At 51.9% G+C, this 23,969-nt stretch carries 14 protein-coding genes and 1 tRNA gene; 13 read left to right on the forward strand and 2 right to left on the reverse strand.

Features of this window, described 5'->3' with window-relative positions:
- Positions 1-20: 20 nt before the first annotated feature.
- The 13 genes from JSS75_00735 (at position 21) to JSS75_00795 (ending at position 21,877) form a co-directional block, all read left to right on the forward strand.
- Positions 21-3,512 carry a hypothetical protein gene (locus JSS75_00735; GenBank protein MBS1902213.1) on the forward strand — a complete coding sequence of 1,164 codons (3,492 nt, stop codon included), beginning with the start codon at positions 21-23 and terminating at the stop codon, positions 3,510-3,512.
- Positions 3,513-3,589: 77 nt separating this feature from the next.
- A complete protein-coding gene (locus tag JSS75_00740) occupies positions 3,590-4,942 on the forward strand; it encodes a hypothetical protein (GenBank protein ID MBS1902214.1) in 1,353 nt (450 codons plus the stop codon).
- On the forward strand, positions 4,943-6,430 hold the full coding sequence (locus tag JSS75_00745) for an ATP-binding protein (GenBank protein MBS1902215.1): 1,488 nt from the start codon (positions 4,943-4,945) through the stop codon (positions 6,428-6,430).
- Between the two features lie 34 nt (positions 6,431-6,464).
- The gene (locus JSS75_00750; protein ID MBS1902216.1) at positions 6,465-7,538 is read left to right on the forward strand and encodes a DUF4157 domain-containing protein; all 1,074 of its coding nucleotides are present in this window, start codon (positions 6,465-6,467) and stop codon (positions 7,536-7,538) included.
- A 328-nt stretch (positions 7,539-7,866) separates the two neighbouring features.
- The gene (locus JSS75_00755; protein MBS1902217.1) at positions 7,867-11,058 is read left to right on the forward strand and encodes a DUF4157 domain-containing protein; all 3,192 of its coding nucleotides are present in this window, start codon (positions 7,867-7,869) and stop codon (positions 11,056-11,058) included.
- An 88-nt stretch (positions 11,059-11,146) separates the two neighbouring features.
- Positions 11,147-12,496: a sigma-54-dependent Fis family transcriptional regulator gene (locus JSS75_00760; GenBank protein ID MBS1902218.1), complete on the forward strand. Its 1,350-nt coding sequence runs from the start codon at positions 11,147-11,149 to the stop codon at positions 12,494-12,496.
- A gap of 263 nt (positions 12,497-12,759) precedes the next feature.
- Positions 12,760-12,840: a K(+)-transporting ATPase subunit F gene (gene kdpF / locus JSS75_00765; GenBank protein ID MBS1902219.1), complete on the forward strand. Its 81-nt coding sequence runs from the start codon at positions 12,760-12,762 to the stop codon at positions 12,838-12,840.
- Positions 12,841-12,852: 12 nt separating this feature from the next.
- The gene (kdpA, locus tag JSS75_00770) at positions 12,853-14,562 is read left to right on the forward strand and encodes a potassium-transporting ATPase subunit KdpA (GenBank protein ID MBS1902220.1); all 1,710 of its coding nucleotides are present in this window, start codon (positions 12,853-12,855) and stop codon (positions 14,560-14,562) included.
- A gap of 21 nt (positions 14,563-14,583) precedes the next feature.
- Positions 14,584-16,641 (forward strand): potassium-transporting ATPase subunit KdpB, encoded by a 2,058-nt coding sequence (kdpB, locus tag JSS75_00775; GenBank protein ID MBS1902221.1) that lies wholly within the window; start codon positions 14,584-14,586, stop codon positions 16,639-16,641.
- Between the two features lie 17 nt (positions 16,642-16,658).
- The gene (gene kdpC, locus JSS75_00780) at positions 16,659-17,219 is read left to right on the forward strand and encodes a potassium-transporting ATPase subunit KdpC (GenBank protein ID MBS1902222.1); all 561 of its coding nucleotides are present in this window, start codon (positions 16,659-16,661) and stop codon (positions 17,217-17,219) included.
- Between the two features lie 300 nt (positions 17,220-17,519).
- A complete protein-coding gene (locus tag JSS75_00785; protein ID MBS1902223.1) occupies positions 17,520-18,860 on the forward strand; it encodes an outer membrane beta-barrel protein in 1,341 nt (446 codons plus the stop codon).
- A gap of 61 nt (positions 18,861-18,921) precedes the next feature.
- A complete protein-coding gene (locus tag JSS75_00790) occupies positions 18,922-20,046 on the forward strand; it encodes a sensor protein KdpD (GenBank protein MBS1902224.1) in 1,125 nt (374 codons plus the stop codon).
- A 4-nt stretch (positions 20,047-20,050) separates the two neighbouring features.
- On the forward strand, positions 20,051-21,877 hold the full coding sequence (locus JSS75_00795) for a HAMP domain-containing protein (protein MBS1902225.1): 1,827 nt from the start codon (positions 20,051-20,053) through the stop codon (positions 21,875-21,877).
- Between the two features lie 231 nt (positions 21,878-22,108).
- On the opposite strand, the gene JSS75_00800 is transcribed toward JSS75_00795, so the two are convergent.
- Together JSS75_00800 and bshC are read right to left on the reverse strand one after the other, a co-directional pair.
- Positions 22,109-22,182, reverse strand: a tRNA-Arg gene (locus tag JSS75_00800).
- Between the two features lie 53 nt (positions 22,183-22,235).
- On the reverse strand, positions 22,236-23,918 hold the full coding sequence (gene bshC, locus JSS75_00805) for a bacillithiol biosynthesis cysteine-adding enzyme BshC (protein MBS1902226.1): 1,683 nt from the start codon (positions 23,916-23,918) through the stop codon (positions 22,236-22,238).
- Between the last annotated feature and the right edge of the window lie 51 nt (positions 23,919-23,969).

Consider the following 23,969-nt stretch of genomic DNA (forward strand, 5'->3'; position numbering starts at 1 on the left):
CTTTGAAAGGACCGTTAACTATGGCAGACTCGATCGTTCTCAATAAGTCGAATCCGCTTTTGCCAGCCGAAGATTATACCGGACTCCGCGCAACGGGGTTTGACGCCATTGAGCGACTCGGCCACATGCTCTGGACCGATTACAATAATTCCGATCCCGGAATCTCGATCCTCGAAGCTGTTTGTTACGCCATCACCGATCTCGCGTATCGCACCGGCTTTGCAGTAAAAGATATACTCGCACCGGAAACACTGACGCCGGAAACTTGGAAGCAGATCTTCTATACCGCCCGGCAAATCCTCCCGAACAACCCGTTGACGATCGAAGATTACCGCAAGCTTCTCATCGATGTCCCGGGAATCCGAAACGCATGGCTCGAGCCGAGCAAGGACTACGAAGTACCGGTCTGGGTGGACTATAATCGTTGGGATGTCCGCTTCGATCAAGACTGCCAGTGCGAACAGCCGCATGAAGATGAATGTCTTGGTAAGCTCCGGCTCGATCCGCTGATGCACGGCGATCTGAATATCTGCAAAGAAAATCAGGCAACGATCGACGCGATCACCAAACGTATCGATGCGCTCACCACCCATGGCGATACACTGAAGGAGAAGTACGACACAATAGCGAAAGAGAACCCGAACTCCGAAGGACCCGACGGTAAGCCGATTCCAACGAAGGAGATGGTTGAAGTTCAACGCCGTATCGATGCTCTGACGCAACGGGCTGTCGATCTCAAGGCTATTGTCAATAAGCACGTGACTCCGACCAACCTCGATTCAAAAATCGTCGAATTCGAAGGTCTCTACAATGTGATGATCGAGTATGAAGAAGACGTCCTCGATGCCGGTCACCGTGAATCAGTTCGTCAACTCGCGATCGATCGTTTGGCGCGTCATCGCAACCTGTGCGAAGATTTTCTCTCGGTTGATGCGGTCGAATATGAGGACTTCGGGATTCGGGCATCGATCGAACTCGAAGAAACGGCCGATCCCGACCAGGTGCTTGCCGAGATGTTCTTCGAATTGTATCGGTACTTCACTCCGTCGGTGCCTCGGTTGACCCTCGAGCAGATGCTCGAACGGGGGTATCAGGTGGACGAAATCTTCGAAGGACCGGCGCTCGATCATGGATGGATCGACTCGACCGATCTGGAGGCGACGGATCTGTATCGGGATATTTATCTTTCGGATCTGCTTGCAACGATCGCGTCGATCTCGGGTGTCAAAGGAATTTTGTACTTCCATATCGTCCAGACCAATGCTGCGGTCACGGATACACTCGAATCGGCTCGCCGGTTCTTCGCACAATGGGTCGAACGGCTCCAGGCCGAGCGGAAAGTCGCGAGGATCGTCCCGGAGCGGTCGTCGGTGCTGATGTGTAAGTCTCGAGAGATCTATTCATACTATAGCGGACGTGACGACGACCGACGTCCGGCACGAATGCTGAAATTGTTCGGCGATCTCAAAGCGGCCGAACGTTCGCATGATCTGACAGGACATGATACCGATCTTCCGATCCCAGTCGGCGAAAACATGCAGTTGCAGGATTACTACCCGATCACGTATTCACTACCGATGACCTACGGTGTGAGCGAACGTGCGGGGCTGCCAGCCAATGCGAGCGAACTGCGGAAAGTCCAGGCGTTACAGTTGCGTGGGTATCTGCTCTTCTTCGAGCAAATGCTGTTCGACTATCTTGTGCAGCTCGATCATATTCGAGACCTGTATACGTTCGATCTGACACCGAAGCATACATATTTCGCAGCCGCAGTCAACCAACTCGCAGGCTTACAAGAGATATTGATGCATGGGACACATGCTCCGAATCAAACATCGGATCAGGTTGCAGCAACATTCAGCCATATCGTGCAAGGTCTGGTCGAGAATCAAGAGTTGTTCGCGTTGCGTCGGAATACATTTCTCGATCACATGCTCGCACGCTTCGGTGAAGATCTATCCGAGTATGAAGGGATCGTACGAAGTCAGTGGCCGAATTCAGACAAACGTCTGATTCGAGACAAGTCGAATATCCTGCGTGACGGACACTATTACGGAATCAGCTCCGGTCGCAGCCAAGGCTATAATTATGCATCGGCGCGTTATTGGGATACCGAGAATATATCGGGTACGGAGCGCCGTGCGGGCCGTCTACTTGGTTTTGCCGATGTCCGTCGCCGCTCGCTTGTTCCGACAAATATCATTGTTCGCGATGCCGCTGCCGAAACACCAACTCGGTCCACCGCACCGGCCTCAACACCTCCACCGCCAAAGAAAGAGATTGTCATCGTCGATTCGACAGCGCAAGGTGACCCGCTTCTGGTAAGCGTCCCGGTGCTTGACGGATGCTGTGCGGAATCACTGCTGACCGACATTCTCACGCATGCTTCGAACAAAAAGTTTTTTGTGTTCCGCTCCGAGCGCAAGCAAAAAAGCCGAGCCACGGCCGGCATCGTCGGGACGTTCTGGTTCGAGCTATACAACGGTACCGATCCGAAGACAGCGGACCTTCTTGCAACTGGGAAGAAGTACGAAAAGCCCGAACAGCGTGCCGAAGCGTTCTCGCGGCTCGAAGCGATTATGGCGGCAATCAACGCGAACGAGGGAATGCACCTCGTCGAACATATTTTACTCCGCCCCAAGATTGATCAGGTGGTCGGTGAGGACGCTACAGTTATGCCTGTCTCACTCCTCGACATTTGTCTCGATGCGTGTGATATTGCAATCGGCGCAGGTCAAAATACCGATACGATTCATTATCGCAAGAAGATCACTCGCATTCCGGCAAAATTGTGTTACGGGCTGCCACCCTGGCAGCTTGAGTATATGGGGTTTAATTCCACGACCAAGCTGTTCGACGAATCGGTACTCTTCCAGAAGGTACCGACCGACGGGACGCCGATGATCAACCTTCGCTTCCTGCGGTATGAAGACTTGACGCAACGTGTGCGCGATTTGCAGGAATTCGGTTCCGAGCGCGTGAATTACGAGATCGTTTCTAACGGGGCGGAAGATCCGACAAAAGTAAAGTACGGTTTCCTGATCCTTGGCACGCATGGCGTCGTCTTAGGGCAAAGTGCATTCCGCTTTCACAAGAAGCCGGCGGGTAACGACTCCGATTCTACGAACGAGATCGAATTTGCTATCGCGGAGATGATGCAATATCTCAGTTTCGAACTCGATCTATATTGCCAAGCCGACCCATGCGATAACGACGAAGATCCGTATTCGCTTCGATCGACCGTCGTGCTTCCGTGCTGGCCCGAACGATTCCGTGACAAGACATTTCGTCAACTTGTCGAGAGGACGCTTCGGTCTGAATCGCCCGCTCATGTCGATATCCGTATTCGATGGGTAGGAGTTCTGGAGATGAAGCGCTTTGAAGACGTCTTCCAACCTTGGTTGAAGGAAATGTCGCAGACTGAGTTGCCATCGTATGAAGTCACGAATCCGCTTGTCGATGTGCTCAACACGTTGCAGACATGTGGTACGTGTCTTGACGAATGTGATTGATGTCGTCCGAACAGATACATACGATCCGGCGTATCCGCCTCGACACGACTTGTCGTGACGAGGAATGGGCATTGAATTTGAGCAGGCATTTCGCATCGTCGATCCAGCCGAGACTTATCGAAGCAATCGACGAAGTGTGTAATGATGCAGTTGACGCAAGCGAGTTACTCGTTATCGATCGCCTTGAGCTCGATCTTGGCCTCGTGCGTCCTGATAGTATGGAGCGTGACTTATTGGTGCTTGTGCGTGAAAAACTTCGTGCCGAGTTGCAAATTCGTCGCAACGAACGCACGCTCGAGGAGCGACGTGAACTTCTACATCAGTCGACGCTCGAAAACATTCTCTATGCATTAAAGACGGGCACGCTGCCCTGGTGGGCTGTATCAGACACATTCGATCTCAACGAGCAGATACTCCTACTCGACGCTCCCTCTCTTCAATGGCTTCTCAATGCGCTTCGTGAAACACAAGATGCTTCGTACGCCTGGGAGCGCATGGCGCTTCGGTGTAGCGACGATGCAATTGCATTGATCGTGGGTAGCTCCTCAATATTGACATCGGCAGTACAGGCATTTTTTGAGCGTATTAATCAACTGAAGACGAGTTATACGGGAATACTTGACAGTGTAGCTACTTCCAAACAAACAGTAGCTCGCGAGATCATTCGAGCTGGGGGCTCATTGCTTTCAGGGTCGGATACGAATTCGGCACTTGCTCGAATGATGATGAACTTGGTCGTTGCTGCTGTCGGTCAAGATATAGCCATCGCCGGTCCAGAAGGTGCATCGATAATCTCAACTATAGAAACGCTCTTTAGCCTCTCTGCCGGATCGCTTCAAGCTGTGTTATCACACACCGAAGAGCCTGTTCCGAGTATGAAGACGGATACCATTCTATCGAGTCCACAAGGTAGTACGGGTATCGACGCAATTGAGTCTCTCTCAACGAATACGGCCGGATTGGTGATTGCCGCGGTATACATTCCTATGTTCTTCGAGCGACACGGGTTCACAAGGAACAACGAATTTGTATCCGGTGCGCATCGATTCGAAGCGGTACAGGCGCTTGGATATCTTTCGTATGGCAGAGGAGATGTCGAAGAGCACTTGCTCGTAATGGAGAAGTTATGGTGCGGGCTGGATCTGCGCGAGCCAATCCCTCCGGGTGCGCCGATGACGAGCGAACGGTGCGCGCAGTGTGATGAGCTGTTGCACGCCATCGTCGAGAATTGGTCAGTGCTCAAGAATACGTCGATTGCCGGATTGCGCGAGACATTTCTACGGCGTCCCGGCTTGCTTGAACGTCGTGAGCATTCATGGCATCTTGTTGTCGAACGTCGTACAGTCGATGTACTGCTCGAACGCTTACCCTGGACCATATCACGCGTCACATTTCCCTGGACCAATCTCCCAATAGAGGTGGAATGGTAGATGACTGACGTACACGAACTGACCATTCGGGAGCCTGTCGTCGATCCGGTCGATGCGAATGCGGCGTGCATTGCGCGAGAGATCGGTTGGTTTTCCCAAGTCGTAAATCGTCGTCTTGCGAGCCATGAATCTTCAGTACACACGAATGGCCATGAGAGTACAGCCAAACAGTGGCTGACGCATAAGACACATTCGTCGAACGGTTCTGCCAGCCATGTATCGACCGAAGCACCGCCTTCCGTTTCGTCGGTACCGTTTACCATGCCCGAACCGCCGGATCTGCGCGGAGATCAGTCGGTGTATGCACAACTGGTGCAATATTACGAGTTCACACCGACCGAACGCATCATACTTATGCTGGCGATTATTCCGCATGTGCAGCCGCATTTACTCGATGTATTTCTGTCGGTCAATACTGCGACCGGCCGGGGATACAGCGAATTCGGCGGGCTCAAAGGAGTGCGCCACGGCGGATTTTTACCGACGATTGAAACAGCGCTCTTCATTGCGACCGGCAACGATCTTTCGGAGCGATTTCGGATGCATCGTCTCTTCGAGCCGTCGCATGTTTTCTCAGCGCATTCGATTCTCTCATTCGATACTGCCGGATCGTCGGAACCGTCGTTTAGTAGCGGCATTGCTCTTTCGGAAGAGTATGTCGATTTCTTTACGACCGGCAACGTTCGCAAGCCGCAATTCAGCATGGAATTTCCGGCCAAGCAGTTGACCACAGCGTATGAATGGTCGGATCTGATCGTCGATGAATATACGATGCGTCAACTTGAGCAGATCCGCACATGGCTTGAACATGGTCGGACGCTCTATGAGGACTGGGGAATGCATACAAAACTTTCACCCGGCTTCAAAGCATTGTTCTTTGGCCCCCCGGGAACGGGCAAAACACTAACGGCGGCATTGCTCGGGAAATACTTCCAGCTCGATGTGTACCGCATCGATCTGTCGATGGTCGTTTCGAAGTATATCGGAGAAACCGAGAAAAATCTCGAAAAAGTATTTCGTAAGGCAGAAAACAAGCGGTGGATTTTATTCTTCGACGAAGCCGATGCACTCTTCGGTGCCCGCACGGCCATTTCGGATTCCCACGACAAATATGCGAATCAGGAGATTGCATATCTGTTGCAACGGCTCGAAGATTACCCGGGTCTTGTGATTCTTGCGTCGAACATGCGCAATAATGTGGACGAAGCATTCACTCGCCGCTTGCAGGCCGTGATCAATTTTCCGAAGCCCCAGTTCAATGAGCGTGTGCGCTTGTGGCAGAATGCGTTCAGTCCGCTGTCGCAGCCGCCGGGGCCGGAAGAGATACGTCGAATCGGACAGCAGTATGAGATATCGGGAGGTGCGATCATGAACGTCGCGCGATTCGCATCGCTCGAAGCGCTTAAACGTAGTGAAGTGACCATTACTGTTGACGATATCATCGAAGGCATAAAGAACGAATATCGAAAAGAGGGAAAGATCGCATGACCGATGGGTCGATCTGGCAGGAAGGGATATGACAATGCACACACAATCGAAGCACGGCGAACAGGATACAAGACGGACACCGACGAGCTCGGCTTCGGCGACTCGCATCCAACGAAAGATGATACTCGGTTCGACAAACGATCCGGCGGAACATGAAGCCGATGCGATGGCGAATCACGTCATGCGCATGCCCTCCCCAGCGCTGATCCAGCGCAAGTGTGCTGCGTGCGAGGAAGAAGACACGCACATCCATCGAAAGGCAGATGGAGATGGAGTTGCGGTGACCGATGCTATTGCGAGCCGCATCCAACAGCGTGCGGGCGGCGGGTCGACGTTGCCCGGCGCGACACAGAGTTTTATGGAGAGTCGGTTCGCAACAGACTTCTCCAGCGTGCGTGTCCACAATGATAGCGAAGCACAGCATCTCACCCGGGATCTGAATGCACAGGCGTTTACAATCGGGAATAATATTTACTTCGGTGCAGGGAAGTATTCGCCCGAGACCACAAGCGGTCAGCATCTGCTGGCACACGAATTGACACACACCCTGCAACAGAGTTCAAATATTGTCGCAAAACGCATCCAGCGTGCCGGATTCGGCGACCTACATCTGGCAGAATCAAAAGCTAACCAGCCCCAGCAGTCACAAGCTAATCAGTCGGACGGAAAAGCGTGTCCTGTACAAATGACGGGTACTCTCAGTAAGGTTTCGTGGGGAGAAACGAGTGGTATCTATCCTACAAAAGATAATAGGTATACTCCGGAAAAATGGGATCCTCAAAAAACCTGTGACCTCCTGCGTGCGCGTGGTGCTGTCAATGCTGTAGGAGCTCGGGGGCAAAAAGTGCATGAAGCCTCACCAGGTTCAAGTGTGATCGAGTTGAAGTTGAAACCATATCATTTTACCGAGAATTTTCCATCTCTCGATCCTGAGATCGCTGATAATGCGGTAAAATGGTTTTATCTCTCTCCGTTATCCTCACTTCCACAACACCCGACAATGAGTATGCTGACAAGCGTGAAATCATACGGAGCGTTTTATAATAATGGTGGGGGGGATGTTCCAGCGGGAGACATTTATATCCATTTCTATAAGAAAAAGGTGTGATGACCGATAGCGATGTTACCCTGTATATATAGTACGTTGAAGTTGTGTATCGATGGCGTCGACACAGAAAAAACGTGCGCAAGAACGAGGTGCCCTATGGAAGCGCGCTGCGGGGTAGATTCGCCAATAGCTGCAACTCTTACCCCATCTTCCGTCCGCCGCGTACGATCATAAGCGCTGATATCAATTCTTAAAATGAAGACGAACAAAGAGAGTCGCACATACGCGCACACGTGTAAATGCAATTGATGCGATGATCATGCGCTTCTGATAATCCTGTACTGCCTGAATGTCCAAAGACCACTCACACTCTATACAAGCTACCTCTGTGCCGAAGGCTTCAGCCGCATCGGTGCAATCGGCTTCGCCACTCCGCATCTCGGATGTGAATCATCCGCTCGAACGCGAAGCTGATCTCACGGCATCGAGAGTGATGCGAATGCCTACGCCCGATTTCGTTCAGCGCAAATGCACTATATGCGACGAAGACGATCGACGCGCGCAGCGACAGGCTGACGGAACTACAAACTCGTCATCCACACAAACGTCTGGCGGCGGAGAAGCGATTGTGAGCCAATCGGTCGCACATCGTATCAGTGCATCTCGCGGCGGCGGTTCTGGACTCCCGCAACCGACAAAGAGTTTTATGGAATTCAGATTCGGCGAAGATTTTTCTGCCGTCAAAGTACACACCGGTCCAGAAGCCTCTCAACTCTCAAGGGCACTTGGAGCTAACGCATTTACCGTGGGCTCGGATTTTTTTTTCGGTGCGAATAAGTTCGAACAGCATACACATCAAGGGCAGCATCTTCTTGCGCATGAATTGACGCACACGCTACAGCAAACGGGAGGATCCTCGGTTCAACGGAAAACTATAACCGCCAAAGAGCCGATGATCATGCGCGATAGTGCAAAAACCGCCGGCACTGCGCCTATCACTGGCGATAATGTGATCACATTCGGTGCGACAACTGCCGACGGCGGCTTCGGCTCGAAGGTGACTGTTAGTCGTCTAACGAAGACCGTTACCGGAGGTTCGAAACCGACCGTCACAAACTCGAAGTGGGATATCCTTCGTCAACGAAAGAATGTGAATGATTCGGGCGGCGCCAAAACGGCCGGTGGTACAACATATTATGTTCGAGGACATTTACTCAACGGTGTGCTCGGTGGTACGGGGGCAGATTGGCAAAACCTAACACCGCTTACACAGAATGCCAATAATTGGGGCGAAGAGTCGCATTTGCGTGCGTTCGAGGTCCCGGTCAAGACGGCTGTCCTTGATCAAGGCCAAGCGGTCGATTTTAGCGTCGAAGCGAAATACGAACAGCGACCTGCACTCGAGAGCCAAATCACTGCTCGAAGTCAAGCCGTTCCTGCGAACGATCCACAACTTGCAGTCATGAAAGCCGAGCGTGCCGTTCCGACGAAACTCGAATGTACCGCCGTCAACTCGGATACAAAGGCTTCAATCGTTGCAAACCCCGTTATAATAGATAATGCAATCGATACCGATCCTGCTTCGTACTTTTTATCGACGAATGCCTCATCGGTCGTCGCTCAGCAGAATGACGCCCTCAAAGCGGATCTGGCAGAGTACCCAATATCCGTCGCCGAAAAGCCGCTGGTGCTCTATGTCAGTAAGTCGAAGCCTGCTGGTGCGAAGAGTTGGGTCGATCAGATCCTTGAGTCGCCAGTCGCCGAAAATCAGGCGGTCGCGAAAGCCGTTGCGGGCTTGACACTCGTCCGTCTCGACCGATCGAAGTCGGTGCATCACGTCATTGCCAGGTTCGACCCAGCCAATGAGGGGCCGCCAGTGACGACTTCCAGTCCGGTGGAAGTCATGCTGGATGTTGTTTCAGGCACACTGAAACTCTCGGCATCTAAGCTCAGCGTGCCAATCGACTACCCATATTTGAGCCCCGGTAAGTTTACGAAGTTTATGCTTGAGCCGGACGGTTTGGCGGGAGAAGGAATAATACATCCGTCGATCCCGCTTTTTGGAGATCTCACCGTTGCGTTCGGACCGTCGAGACTTGCAGTGACAAAGGGACTCGGACTTGCGGGCAAAAAATCCCCGATCCCCAACTTCCGTATTACGAAAGACGAGCTTGCTCTTGAACTTGCACCGGAATTTAAGCCGTCCGGTACCATCGAGTTTGCTCTCGGGCCCGAGGCAACCCCGTATGCCACCGGCTCGGTTACTGCTACCGTAGAGAACAATGAATTCGTTGCCAAAGGTACACTTCATGCAAATATTCCCGGTCTTAGTGCAGCCGATGGCGAAGTTAAGTACTCGAAATCTGGTGGATGGACCGGCTCCATTGCGATTGCAACGAGCAGTATTCCAAATACACGGGACGTACACGCAACAGTATCGATCGGCCCGAACGGTTTAGCTGCGGAAGGTGGATTGTCAATCGTGCTTCCAGGGGATGGCAATACGGTCTCGATGTCGCTGGTATATAAGGATCAGAAATTTGTCCTCGCCGGGTCGGGACAATTGAAGATCCCGGTTAGCGGGGTTGATCCGGTTCAGTTATCGTTCGAGCATGACGGGACACATCTCAACGGTTCTGGAAAGACCGGCATCACGATCAATGGACTAAAGGGTACGATTTCGATTACCTATAATGACGGTAAGATCAGCGGGGAAGGTACGATCACGTTCGCAAAGGGGAAGGCCGCCGGTAGTCTGAGTGTCAAACTAAGTGAAGAAAATAAACTTTCTGGCGAAGGGTCGATGACCTATCAGATTACCGATAACCTTCAGGCGAAGGCTGGGATTATTCTCAAAGAAGATAAGTCCGTTCGGGTCAAAGGAGCGCTCGAAGTCACGAAACCCATCGAACTGTTTGCCGCACGGGCTGGTCAACAGACACTCTTACACATTCCGACTATTAAGATTCCGATCCCCGGGGCGTCGATCGGGCCTGTTGGATTGGTAATCACGATCGATGGTGGGATAGGGATCCATTACTCGGTCGGACCGGGCCAATTACGCAACACCAAGATCGAGGCGGCATTCAATCCGCTTGATGATAAGCCGGACGTCGACGTGATCATTGGAACACAGTTATATGTCGGTGCACGAGCCGGGATCGGTGGCTCGATCCGTGGTGCCCTTGCGATCGATGTGTGGGTTGCCTCCGTTTCCGGCGGATTGACCCTTGGGGCTCAAGCCGACCTTAGTGGCTCTGCCAGCGCAGATCTTCAACTCCATTACACAAAGAATCACATCGAGTTCGATGCCATCGGCCGAATCAATGCGGGGCTTATTCTTGGACTATCGATCGACGGGGATGTGACGGCAACGGCTCTGACCAAAGAGTGGAAAAAGGTATGGAGACTTGCAGGATATCAATATGACACCGGCTTGCAGTTTGGGCTGGAAGCGCCACTGCACTACGCGAGTGATAAGTCCTTCCGACCACCGTCGGTATCGGATATTAAATGGACAATCCCAAAACTTGATCCGGCAACCATACTGAAAGACGCAATAGCAAAAGCAGGGGGATAAACCGGATATCGACTGCGAGACATCTCATGACGCAACACACCTCCCGTGGAAGTTGTTACGGTACGCATCGAATAGACTTCCGTCAATAATGACTAATCTGCCAGTACTGATCATTGATGATGAACCCTCGCTCCGTACCCTGTTGGCGAAGTTGCTAACACTGGAAGGATTCACCGTCTTTGAAGCAGAAAACGCGGCGAAGGGGAGGAAAACTCTTGAAGAAGAACTAATCTATGTTGTGGTCTCCGACGTAAGGCTACCAGATGCAGACGGTGTAGAGTTGGTCTCTCAACTCAAAGAACAGTATCCCGATATCGAGATCGTTGTGATAACGGCGTTCGGCACCATCGAAGGCGGCGTTACCGCAATAAAACATGGAGCATTCGATTATATTACCAAGGGAGAAGAAGACGATCGTGTTGTGCTTACTGTCCAAAAGGCGGCTGAACGAGCATCGTTACGCAAACAGTTGCGAGAGCTTCAGCAACGGATCGATTCGAAGGTCGAATTTTCAAAGTTGATCGGCTCCTCAGAAGCGATTGCGCGTGCAATCGAGCTTGCAAAAAAAGTGGCCACTACTGACACAACCGTCCTCTTACTTGGTGAGACCGGGACCGGAAAAGAACTCTTTGCCGAAGCAATCCACCGTTCGTCGAAGCGCCGCAACGGGCCGTTTGTTGCCATTAACTGCAGCGCAATCCCGAAAGATATTCAGGAATCCGAACTCTTCGGCCATGCCAAAGGGGCGTTCACCGGGGCAGTGACCGATAAACGCGGTTTTTTTGAAGAAGCGAATGCGGGCACGATCTTCCTCGACGAAATCGGCGATATGACGCCGGAGACACAGACAAAATTGCTGCGCACCTTCGAGTCTCGTAGCATTACGCGTCTCGGCGAGACGAAGCCAAGACCTATTGATGTTCGTATCATTGCAGCGACGAATGTCAATCTGCGGGAAGCGGTCGGTGAAAAACTCTTCCGGGAAGATCTCTACTACCGTCTCAACGGCTTTACAATCTTCCTCCCGCCGCTTCGCGAACGCCTTGACGACATCGATCTGCTGGCATATCATTTCCTACGATCGTTCGCATCGGAATTCGGCAAAGACATTTCGGGTATGAGCAGTGGTTTCGTGACTGCGCTTAAACGCCACCGATGGCTCGGCAATATTCGCGAGCTCAAGAATGTGATCGAACGGGCGGTCATCCTATCCACCGGCAACACGCTCACCGAAGATCTGCTGCCCGAAGACGTTCGCTCGGCGCGAAACTCGGATGCCTCTGCCGCCCATGACGTTATCCCAACACTGGACGAACTCGAGCGAAAACACATCACCGACATCCTGCGCAAATGCAGCAATAACAAGACGCAGGCCGCGACGCTATTAGGCATCAGTGTAGCGACGCTGTACCGGAAGTTAAAAGAGTACGGTCTCTGACGTGTAGCTGACTCTTCGTTTTCTTCATCCAACCCATTCAAAATGATCTGGTCTTCTCATTTTGAGAGGGTCGGCGCATGCAGTTGCCTCGTTAGAGAGTCCTTTTTGAGCGCTTCAGATTGGCACGGAATTTGATATAGGTCCATGTGAAAAACATTTGGCGAAATGGATATTCTCAGCAGTATCGGCTTGCTTGTAGTAGGGCTCGCCTTCTTCGGTCTCTTCTTCAAGAGTATTGATGCATTTGCAAAGCTCTGACCCCTATGCTTATTACTCTCTTTGTAATCAGTATCGTGTTGTTTTTTTACCTCGGTTATGTGCTGATCAAGCCCGAGAAATTCTAACGCTATGCGATCATGGATATCCTGAGTGTCGTACTTCTTATTGCTCTGGTAGTCGGCCTTTCTATCCCACTGGGAAGATACTGTGCGAACGTGTTCATGGGTCGAAGATCGTTCTTCGATTGGTTGGCGCCGCTCGAACGATGGTTCTTCCGGATTGCCGGGATCGACACTACCCAGGATATGGATTGGAAGCAAAGTCTCAAGGCCTTGCTCACGATCAATCTTGTGTGGTTCGTCTGGGCGACGGTAGTGCTGTGCACACAAGGATGGAATCCGATTCTCAACCCGGATCATATCCCGTCGATGTTGCCCGATCAGGCGTTCAATACGGCGATCAGCTTCATGACGAATACAAACCTGCAGCATTATTCCGGTGAAACAGGAGCATCGTACTTCTCGCAGCTCCTTGTGTTCACGTTTCTGCAATTCGTCTCCGCAGGCACCGGTATCGCAGCGATGGTTGCATTGTTCCGTGCACTTTCGGTCAAGAGTGCCGGAAAGCTCGGCAATTTCTATGTGGACATGGTAAAGGCATGCACACGCATCCTGTTGCCGCTCTCGGTCGTTGTTGCAATCATCCTTCTGTTGAGCGGCACTCCGATGACATTCACCGGTGCATCGACGGTTATCACCCCACAGGGCGATACAGTTCATGTCGCGCACGGCCCGGTTGCTGCGATGGTCTCGATCAAGCAACTCGGCACCAATGGTGGGGGATTCTTCGGTCCGAATTCCGCACATCCGTTTGAGAACCCGACATACCTCACGAATGCGATTGAGTTCGTATGCATCATCCTTATCTCAATGGCTATGGTATGGGCATTCGGACACTTCGTCGGCAACAGGAAATTGGCGTTGATGATCTTTGGCGTCATGTTTGTTGGATATGCAATCTTACTGGTGCCGACACTGATCTCCGAAAAAACTGGGAATCCATCGCTTGCACACCTGGGAATCGATCAATCCCAGGGAAGTATGGAGGGGAAGGAAGTAAGAATCGGTGCGGCGCAATCGGCACTGTGGAGCATTACAACCACCTGCACATCGAACGGATCGGTAAATGCGATGCACGACAGCTTCACGCCGATATCGGGTATGTTCATCATGCTTGGTATGCAGCTCAATGCATTCTTCGGTGGTGTCGGTGTCGGGTTTATCAATATGTTCGTCTTCGTAATCATGGCTGTCTTCATCGCCGGACTGATGGTCGGGCGAACACCTGAATTCCTCGGCAAGAAGATCGAAGCGAAAGAAGTGAAGATTGCCGTGATTATCGCATTGATGCATCCGCTGCTCATTCTCGCAGGCACGGCGCTGTCGTCGCATGTGTGGACGACGACCGCGCATCCGGCAAAGACCCTTGGGTGGCTTCTTAATCCGGGATATCACGGCTTTTCCGAGATGCTCTATGAGTTCACATCGGCATCGGCAAATAACGGCTCGGGGTTCGAAGGGCTTGGCGATTCGCCGTCGGTGTTCTGGAACATCAGTTGCGGTATTGTGATGCTCCTCGGAAGGTTTATCCCGATCATCGGTCCGATCGCGATCGGCGGCGCGTTTGCGAGCAAACGCACGGTGCCGGAATCGGCCGGCACACTCCATGCGCACTCGTTCACGTTCGGGGTTGTGCTACTGACCGTCATTGCGATTCTCGGCGCTCTGTTGTTCTTTCCCGCACTCGCGTTGGGTCCGATCGCAGAATCGTTGTCGTCTCTCAAATAATCTCTTTGCAAGGAAATCACTATGTCCGCGGCTGTAGGTAAAACAAACCCCACATTGTTCGATCGCGAACTTTCAGGAGTGGCATTCAAAGAGTCGTTTCGGAAGCTCTCGCCGAAACTGATGGTAAAGAACCCGGTGATGTTCACTGTCGAGGTCGGCACGGCGATCATGATCGTGGTGACAATCCTGCTGGCAATTCGGCCCGATGCAGCACAAGGCAGTCTTGGGTATAATGCGCTGATCACTCTTATCCTATTCGTGACGCTCCTGTTCGCGAACTTTGCAGAGGCAATTGCAGAAGCGCGTGGCAAAGCGCAGGCGGCTTCCTTGCGCAAAGCTCGTGAGGAAACGCCTGCAACAGTATTGTTGCCGAACGGAGAACGCCGTGTTGTCAGTTCGCAGCAATTACGCAAAGGTGATGTGTTTCAGGTGGTCACCGGCGAATATATCCCAATGGACGGCGAAATCATCGAAGGTCTCGCAACCATCGACGAATCGGCGATTACAGGGGAATCCGCACCTGTCATCCGCGAAGCAGGTGGTGACAAATCGGGAGTAACCGGCGGGACGAAGGTCCTTTCCGATATGATCGTCGTCCGCGTGACGACCGATCCCGGTGAGTCATTCCTGGACAAAATGATTTTGCTTGTCGAGGGGGCATCGCGCCAAAAAACACCGAACGAGATTGCGCTGTCGATCCTCCTTGCCGGTCTTACGATGATGTTCATCATAGTTACCGTGACACTCGAACCGTTCGGACGGTATGCAAATACTCCGATCACCATTGCTTCGCTCGTCTCGCTCTTTGTGTGCCTGATTCCCACAACGATTGGAGGTCTCCTCTCCGCAATCGGCATCGCAGGGATGGATCGTGCGTTACGCGCCAATGTGATTAGCAAGTCTGGCAAGGCGGTAGAAACCGCGGGCGATATCGACACGCTGCTGCTCGATAAGACCGGGACGATCACGATTGGCAACCGTAAGGCGACGAAGTTTCATGCGGCGAATGACCGTCCGGAATCCGAGTTCATGCGGTTGTGCGCGATAAGTTCACTGGCGGATGAGACTCCCGAGGGCAAGTCGATCCTCGAACTAGCTGAATCGCACAGTGTATCGGTACGTCGCGGCGATTACGGTGGCTCGACGTTTATTAACTTTACGGCACAAACGCGAATGAGCGGTGTCGATCTGTCGAACGGCGCGTCGATCCGCAAGGGCTCGATCGACGTCATTCGTCAACTTGTCGAACGCAGTGGCGGCAACATTCCGAATGCAATGAACGATGTGGTCACCACCATCGCATCGAATGGAGGCACACCTCTTGCCGTCGCCGAGAACGGTGCATTTGCCGGAGTAATCGAACTACAGGACATCATCAAGACCGGCATCACCGAACGGTTTGCCCGGTTACGGAAAATGGGTGTCAAGACTGTCATGGTTACCGGCGACAATCCGCTCACGGCAAAGTACATCGCCGAGAAAGCAGGAGTCGATGATTTTATTGCCGAGGCGAAGCCCGAAGACAAACTCGAGTACATCCGTCGCGAACAGGCACAAGGCAAACTTGTTGCAATGATGGGAGACGGCACAAACGATGCACCGGCGCTCGCACAAGCGGATGTCGGTGTCGCAATGAACTCAGGGACACAAGCGGCAAAAGAAGCAGGCAATATGGTCGATCTCGATAATGACCCTACCAAGCTTATCGAGATTGTGGAGATCGGGAAACAACTGTTGATCACTCGCGGGACGCTTACGACATTTTCCATCGCAAACGACGTGGCAAAATATTTCGCGATCGTCCCGGCCTTGTTTATCGCGTCGATACCATCGCTGCAGAAGCTGAATATCATGGGGCTCGCCAGCCCACAGTCTGCGATTCTTTCTGCTGTAATCTTCAATGCCATAATCATCCCGATGTTGATACCTCTTGCGTTACGTGGTGTACAATATAAACCAATTGGTGCGAGCAAATTGCTGGCGAGAAATCTGCTGATCTACGGGCTTGGTGGTGTCATCGTACCCTTCGTCGGGATCAAAGCCATCGATCTGCTTCTCGTAACAATCGGCATCGTGTAAGAACAGGAGAACAAGACATGAATGATCTTCGCATATCTCTACGACTCACGTTTATTCTGATCGTACTCTTCGGACTTGTGTATCCCGTCTTTATTTGGGCGGTCGGACGCATCGCGCCAAATGCAGCAGACGGATTCCCGATCAAGGTACACGGCTCCGTTGTTGGGTACGAAAATATCGGCGAGAAATTCACCGACGATAAGTACTTTTGGGGACGTCCCTCCGCAGTCGACTATAATGCTGCTGCATCCGGCGGATCGAACCAGGGACCGACTAATCCGGACCACATCGCCGCCGTGAAGGCGCGGATCGATTCGTTTATGGTGCATAATGCTGGAGTGCAGCCGGGCGATATCCCCACCGACCTCGTGACCGCCTCCGGCAGCGGGCTCGATCCGCATATATCGCCGCAGTCTGCGCGAATCCAGATTGCTCGGATCGCACGTGTGCGCGGACTGTCGGAAACAAGACTCCGTTCGCTTGTTGACGAACACATCGAGCATCCGATCTTCGGGTTTTTCGGCACCGAGCGCGTCAATGTGCTCAAGCTGAACATCGCCTTGGATGAATTGAAGTAATACGTGAACGGGGGGCAACGATATGCTGTACGTGCAAATGACGCCCGGCGAGCAGCAGAGCTTCCGCCGACTGATCGTTGTCTGTTGCGTCGTTGCGCTGCTATTAGCATGTTTGTTTGCAGCGACCGGGTTATTCTTGCATCATTAATGGACTAGTGTACATACTTCTCTTAAGAAACGACAATGAACACCATACGAAGAAATAGCCTTGCAATACTGGCAGCCGTAGCAGCATCGTTGTTTATCGCAGATGTCGTCTTCGGTGCTTCGAACATGACAGTTGACAAACAGGATACGAGTATGCATTCTCAGCCAGTTACAACGGTGGTAACCGATACTGTAGCTGCCTCGCAACCCTCCAGTGAGCCGTTTGCCTGGGGGGACTTTACTTGGGTCATGGGAAATGATCGTCGTCACACGGCACTGCTCGATTCGAAAGTGGTCACGTGGCGTTTCTTACTGGATGCAAACTATACCGCATCGAATCAACATCCCGTCGATCATACGGTTATTGGTTCGACATCACTTGCGCGCGATAACGAATTTGCGATCAATGTTGCTGCGCTCGGCGGAGACTTTCACTACGACAATGCACGTGCCTCACTGTTATTGCAGATCGGTACTCGGTCGACCGTCGTTCCGCGAAACGATTACAGTCCATATCACGGGCAGTATGATCTCACAAATGCGTACCGCTATCTTAGCGAAGCAAACGCGGGGTATCATTTCGATGCGATGCATGGGATTAATGTCGATGTTGGCCTTTTCATGTCATACGTGGGCCTCTTTTCCTATTATAACGCAGAGAACTGGACATATCAGCCGTCGTTCACGTCGGATAATACGCCGTGGTTCTTTAATGGGATGCGTATTCAAATGTTTCCGAGCGATCGGATGAAGTTCGAGCTATGGCTGGTGAACGGTTGGCAGTCCTACGCCAAGTTCAATAACGGTCCTGGGATCGGCCTTCAGTTCACCTGGCGCCCGCTTGAATCCATTCAGGTTCTCTCGAACAATTATTACGGACATGACGCAGCCGGACTTCCTGACCGCATGCGCTTCCATACCGACAACAGTTTTCTGCTACGGTATTATAATAATCCCGGTTCGAGCGGACTTTCAAAGATGGCGTTCTCTGTGACGCAGGATTTCGGCTTCGAAGACGGAGATGGTATTGTCTCCGGTATTTCAAAAGTCGCAGGCCAACAGCAGCAGTATTTCATCAGTGGGATGTTCTACAACCGGATGTGGTTTGCCAACGACCACATCGGTGCGACGATAGGCGCAGGGTATATCAATAACCCTGGTCGTTATCTCGTGCTCTATCCGACGGGTGACGCAAGTCCACTACCGAACCCGAATGATCCTACGACGACAGCCGGTTCGCATCCCTTCACTGCAAATCCCGGGGATCCGTTCCATGGATGGGATGCAACGATCGGTGTCGATTGGATGCCGAACGACTATGTCCAGTATCAATTTCAAGTAGTTCATCGCGAGGCAGACGTGCCGTATTTTGCAGGCCCAGGCGGTGTGACTGGCCCCACCGGATATACGACCGGCACCGTGCCCACCAGTTGGGCACCCGATCTCGTAAAAAATGAGACGAGGTTTATCGGGGCCGTCTTAGTACGATTCTGATACGCCGTACAATGAAGACTATGTATTGTGTTCATCCGATGGATTGAGTAATGGTACCGACATATCGCGCGAACGGTCGGTCGAGAACTTCCTCGACCTGATTCGTCGTTCGCGATCCGGGAGGCTAAAAATATATATCGGCTTAGCTGCGGGTGTTGGAAAGACATATCGTATGCTGGACGAAGCGCGCTCGCTACGCTCACTCGGCGTCAATGTGCTCGTTGGGTATGTCGAGACACATGGCCGCCGTGAAACAGAAGAGAAGCTTGAAGGTTTGCCGCAACTCGCACGCAAGAAGCTATTTTATCGGGGCAGACAATTGGAAGAATTCGATATCGACGATGCGCTCGCCCGACATCCGGATGTCATCGTCGTTGACGAACTCGCGCACTCGAATGCCCCCGGCAGCCACAACGAAAAACGATATCAAGATGTGGAAGAATTGTTGAATGCGGGTATTAACGTTATATCCGCCGTGAACATCCAGCATCTTGAAAGCCTCAATCATATCGTCGAATCAATTACCGGCGTCGAAGTCAGCGAACGCATTCCAGATAGCATCCTCAAACGTGCCGATGAAGTGGTAAATCTCGATCTTACGGCCGACGAATTGATCGCTCGCTTAAAAGAAGGAAAGATCTATGCACCCGAGAAGATCGAGCTGGCACTGCGCAACTTTTTTCAAAGAGACAACCTGCTAAAGCTTCGCGAACTCGCGTTGCGCGAAGTTGCCGACCAGCTCGAACGCAAGATAGATGTCGAGACCAGCGATGTAAAAAAGAAACAATTCGGACGTATTGCGGTCTGTCTTTCCGAAAACTATACGATGGCAGAGCTTCTTATTCGTAAGGCCGCTCGTCTTGCCGACCGATTTGCGGTACAATGGTACGCGGTGTTTGTTGAAACGCCCGACCTTTCATCCGATAAGATCGATCTCGCCGTCCAACGGCATCTCATAAATAATTTCAAGCTGGCAACCCAGCTCGGCGCTCATGTCGATACACTCAAAGGATCGAACGTGGGGAAAGTTATTGCAGCGTTTGCACGAGAAAAGAATATTCAGTTGCTGATTGTCGGTAAATCTGCGCCAAAGCGATTCCCGCGGCTATTCGGCACATCAATCGTCGATGCGTTGATGGAGGAACTGGAAGACGACGAGATCGATATTCAAGTAGTATCGAAATGATCGTATGAAACTCAGAACACGAATATTGCTTGCGCTTGGGCTCATGACCGTGCTGATCGGAGCACTGGCAGTCGCATCGGCATTCGTAGTGAAGCGACTGGGTACCGCGTCCGAAAATATTATCAAAGACAACTTTATCAGCATTGAGGCCGCAAATTACATGACCGATGCACTCGATGAAATGGACAATGCGGTCAGTCACCGACTATTCGCGCCCAAAACTCGTGCGCTGGATTATCGTGCCACATACGCGAGAAACGACTCGATGTTCCGCAAGTATCTCTCGGTGGCAGAGTCGAACGTAACCGAACCCGGCGAGCGCGATATTCTACAAGCGTTGCATTCGAGGTATAATGAGTACACGCAGAAAGCTAGTGCGGACTCCCTCACGTACGCTAGTTACCTGGTCGATCTGGCCCAACATTATGAATCACTGAAGGCCAGTTGTATTGCGCTATTGGAAGTCAACAAGAAGGGAGTGTACCTTAGAAACGAGCGCGCAAAGCGAGTGGCCGCCGAAGCGATTCTCTATACGATCCTGCTGGCAATTGGCGCGTTGGTGATTGCTATTATCATGCTTGTGCGGTTTCCCCGACTTGTAATACATCCGATTACGGAATTAACGTCGAAGATCAAGGCTGTTGCAAATCGTAAGTATTCGGAACGTATTGAGTACGCCGCCCATGATGAGATCGGCGAACTGGCTACCAGTTTTAACCAGATGGCGACCAAATTAGATGAGTACGAACGGTCAAATATCGAAGCGGTTATCACTGTTAAGAAGCGGTCCGAGGCAATTGTAGGGAGCATGAGCGACCCTGTCATCGTATTGTCGGACGACTGGAGTATAGTTCTTGTAAACGCGGTCGCTTCGGGGTTGCTCGGTGTGACAGAAGAAGATATCCTTGGCAAGGATGCTCGAGTAGTGGCGAAAACCAATAACCTGCTTGCCGAACTGATAAAAGACATAGAGATCCCAACCGCCCGAATTACCGCTGACAAAGGATATCTCCGTATTTATAACAACGGTAAAGAAGAGTTCTATCTCAAAGATGTGATCCGGATTAATCGTACCAAAGAAGAAACCGGCACGCCGCTTGGGTATATCATCGAGCTTAAAAATATTTCGGAATTCAAAGCGCTCGACGAAGCAAAATCGGGATTCGTCACAACGGTTTCGCACGAACTGCGCACGCCGCTATCTGCATTGAATATGAGTATTCGCCTATTACAGGATGAGCGCGTTGGCTCGTTGAATACCGAACAAAGCCATCTACTCGAGGCAATGAAATTCGAAGTGAGGCGGCTGCTTCGGATCGTGAGTGAGTTGCTTGAACTCTCGCGTGCTGAAATCGGAGCCGAACTGATGCACATGGAGTCGGTCACTGCGGAAAACATCGTCGATGCGGCCGTCACACCAATGATGCTGCAAGCGGCGCAAAAGCAGGTGACGCTGGATATTCATCTTCCATCCGAACTCCCGTTTGTGCGGGCAGACAGCAGTAAAATATCGTGGGTGCTGATCAATCTCCTCAGCAACGCGATACGCTTCACTCCGCCGGGTGGGATCGTGCGGCTTTTAGTATCGGAGAAAAACGCAACGGTAGAATTCGTGGTCAGTGATACTGGTGTCGGTATCGAACCGCCATATCTTGATCGGATTTTCGATAAGTTCTTCCAGGTGGATTTGAACAAAACAGATCAACATTCCGGGGTCGGTCTCGGACTCGCGATTTCAAAGGAGATCGTCGAAGCGCACGGAGGAAAAATATGGGTCAACAGTGAAGTTGGGAAGGGAAGTACATTCGGATTCTCTCTACGTAGTGCATAGAGTTCTTCTATTCATTGAAGTGATAAAAAGACTCGCTTCTTGGGACGTAAGTGTACCTTGTGTACACGTGCCCATATTGTTCTTCGTCCGGGCGCCGTTACGGGTACCGAATCTCAGAAAAACATTACACAGACAAGGCAAATAATGCGAAAGTTATAAAATATAAAAGCCGGGCTTTCGCCAGGCTTTTCGAGAATTTGTTTTCTCTTGTTTTTCGATAATTGTCGTTTGTACACCCGTAGGGACTCGAACCCCAAACCTTCTGATCCGTAGTCAGATGCTCTATCCAATTGAGCTACGGGTGCCTGCTTTTTCGAAGCGGACTAATAACGACAACTTGGGACGGGAAGTTCTCGTATCATTGAGCTTCCGTCGGCTTGGGTTCGAGGATCGACGAGATCGGTATCAGGTGGTGCTCTTTGAGCGAACGATCCGACCCCATAACGTGTGCCTTGAACGCCTGCCAGAACCCGATGCCGTAACGGTTGAGAAAATATACCAAGTTCAATTCGCGTTCCTGTAACTTGTTCTCCGGGAGCAACACCTGGAGCGCCTTCTCGAATTGTTGGCGTGAGGCTTGTTGCTTTTTCCGTTCGGCAGCAGCAACCTTCGTACCGAAATCCCGCAATTGTGTGATCGTCTTTCCCTTGAGGTTCGTCAGTGCTCCGCCGAGGGTTGCATCGGTCGATTCCACGAGATTGCGCAGCCGCTCGATCGCCATCTCGGCGTCTTCGACCGACTGTTCGAACGACTCCGAGATTGTGTCCTCATGTTCGCTTTTCAATAGCTCTTTCACAAGGTCTGTTCCGAACTCGAGAAGCGACTCCAGAGAGGTCGAGAACTTGTCGGCAAGTTTATAAAAGCGATCGTCCACCAATGTCATGCTGATGCGCGGGATAATTACCGGCATGTGCATTCCGGCCCACGTGTATGCCGAACCGAGCTGTGCGAAATAGGCGATCTCGCCCGGGCCGGCTATATAGGCTGCCGTCGGAAGGATCGTATCCTGCACTAGCGGCCGCAGGACGACATTCATACTGAATCGCTCTGGTTCGTTCTTAAGTGTTGCGAGGAGATCCGAATCGGAGATTGCTGTATCTTGATAGCGGAATCCGCCTGCTTCCTTGTGTAGTTTGTATCGCTTGCCCGATTCCACGAAGAAGGTATTCATCCCGTTCGCGTCGATCTGGGCATGATACTGCGGCTTGAGCGATTCGCTGTAGGAGTTGAGTGTGTCGGAGAGAGTCGGGGTCGTTGTAAGTTCTTTTTCGAAGATCGGAGAAGCGTAGGACTTGAGGGCTCGCGTATTCGCGTTGAGGATCAGCAGCCCGTCCTCGGCAAACAAGCGACAGAGCATTGCCGACTGCGCCTCGGCGAACGGTACGCCCGGCGCATAACATCGTTCGCAGAGTGCGATCACCTCATCGGTGAATTCCGTTTTGGGGAGTGCAGCGCGAAGTTCGGCGAAAAATTCGTTGAGCGCTTCGAGTTCGAACGGCATGGCGCCAACCTGTTTGCGATCCGGCGGCTCGGCAGGCGTGTAAGTAATATGCTTGAGTTGAAAGTCCGAATTCACAATCCCCACCGAGCTCACTTCGGGAAAATCATGATCTTCGGTCTCTTGCCAAAAGACCGGCACGAACGAATACTCCGGGAAGCGCTTGGAGTATTCACGTGCGATCATAATGGTATGAAGCGTTTTATAGAGCGTATACAGCGGTCCGGCGAGAATACCGACCTGCTGGCCGGTGACGATCGCAAAGCATGAATCGTCGGCAAGCATGCGCAGGTGTTCACGAACTGCATCGGTCAATCCGTTCGCGGCCCGGTGTGTTTCGGTGATTCGTTCGATCACGGCCGTACGCAAGCCTTCATTCCCTTGTGCAGCCTGATCTGCGCGTCGTGCAGCGATGCTTGCTCTGATCTCTTCGTCGGAAGGAAATGGCGGGTATGGAAAGAATTGCCGGATCGCCGACCCATCGTAGTTTCCGATGAAGTCCTGCACCAATTTCGAAAAATGTCGTGAGGAAGCGATGGTCATGCGTTCGGGAAATAATTATGGCTTCAAACATTCGGTCACTGCGAAGTGTTT

This window comes from Bacteroidota bacterium (assembly GCA_018266755.1).
GTDB lineage: Bacteria > Bacteroidota > Ignavibacteria > Palsa-1295 > Palsa-1295 > JAFDZW01.

Coding starts and splice junctions, on each gene's coding strand:
- JSS75_00735 (MBS1902213.1), top strand. CDS start 21: ATGGCAGACTCGATCGTTCTCAATAAGTCGAATCCGCTTTTGCCAGCC.
- JSS75_00745 (MBS1902215.1), top strand. CDS start 4,943: ATGACTGACGTACACGAACTGACCATTCGGGAGCCTGTCGTCGATCCG.
- JSS75_00750 (MBS1902216.1), top strand. CDS start 6,465: ATGCACACACAATCGAAGCACGGCGAACAGGATACAAGACGGACACCG.
- JSS75_00760 (MBS1902218.1), top strand. CDS start 11,147: ATGACTAATCTGCCAGTACTGATCATTGATGATGAACCCTCGCTCCGT.
- kdpF (MBS1902219.1), top strand. CDS start 12,760: ATGCTTATTACTCTCTTTGTAATCAGTATCGTGTTGTTTTTTTACCTC.
- kdpA (MBS1902220.1), top strand. CDS start 12,853: ATGGATATCCTGAGTGTCGTACTTCTTATTGCTCTGGTAGTCGGCCTT.
- kdpB (MBS1902221.1), top strand. CDS start 14,584: ATGTCCGCGGCTGTAGGTAAAACAAACCCCACATTGTTCGATCGCGAA.
- kdpC (MBS1902222.1), top strand. CDS start 16,659: ATGAATGATCTTCGCATATCTCTACGACTCACGTTTATTCTGATCGTA.
- JSS75_00785 (MBS1902223.1), top strand. CDS start 17,520: ATGCATTCTCAGCCAGTTACAACGGTGGTAACCGATACTGTAGCTGCC.
- JSS75_00795 (MBS1902225.1), top strand. CDS start 20,051: ATGAAACTCAGAACACGAATATTGCTTGCGCTTGGGCTCATGACCGTG.
- bshC (MBS1902226.1), bottom strand. CDS start 23,918: ATGACCATCGCTTCCTCACGACATTTTTCGAAATTGGTGCAGGACTTC.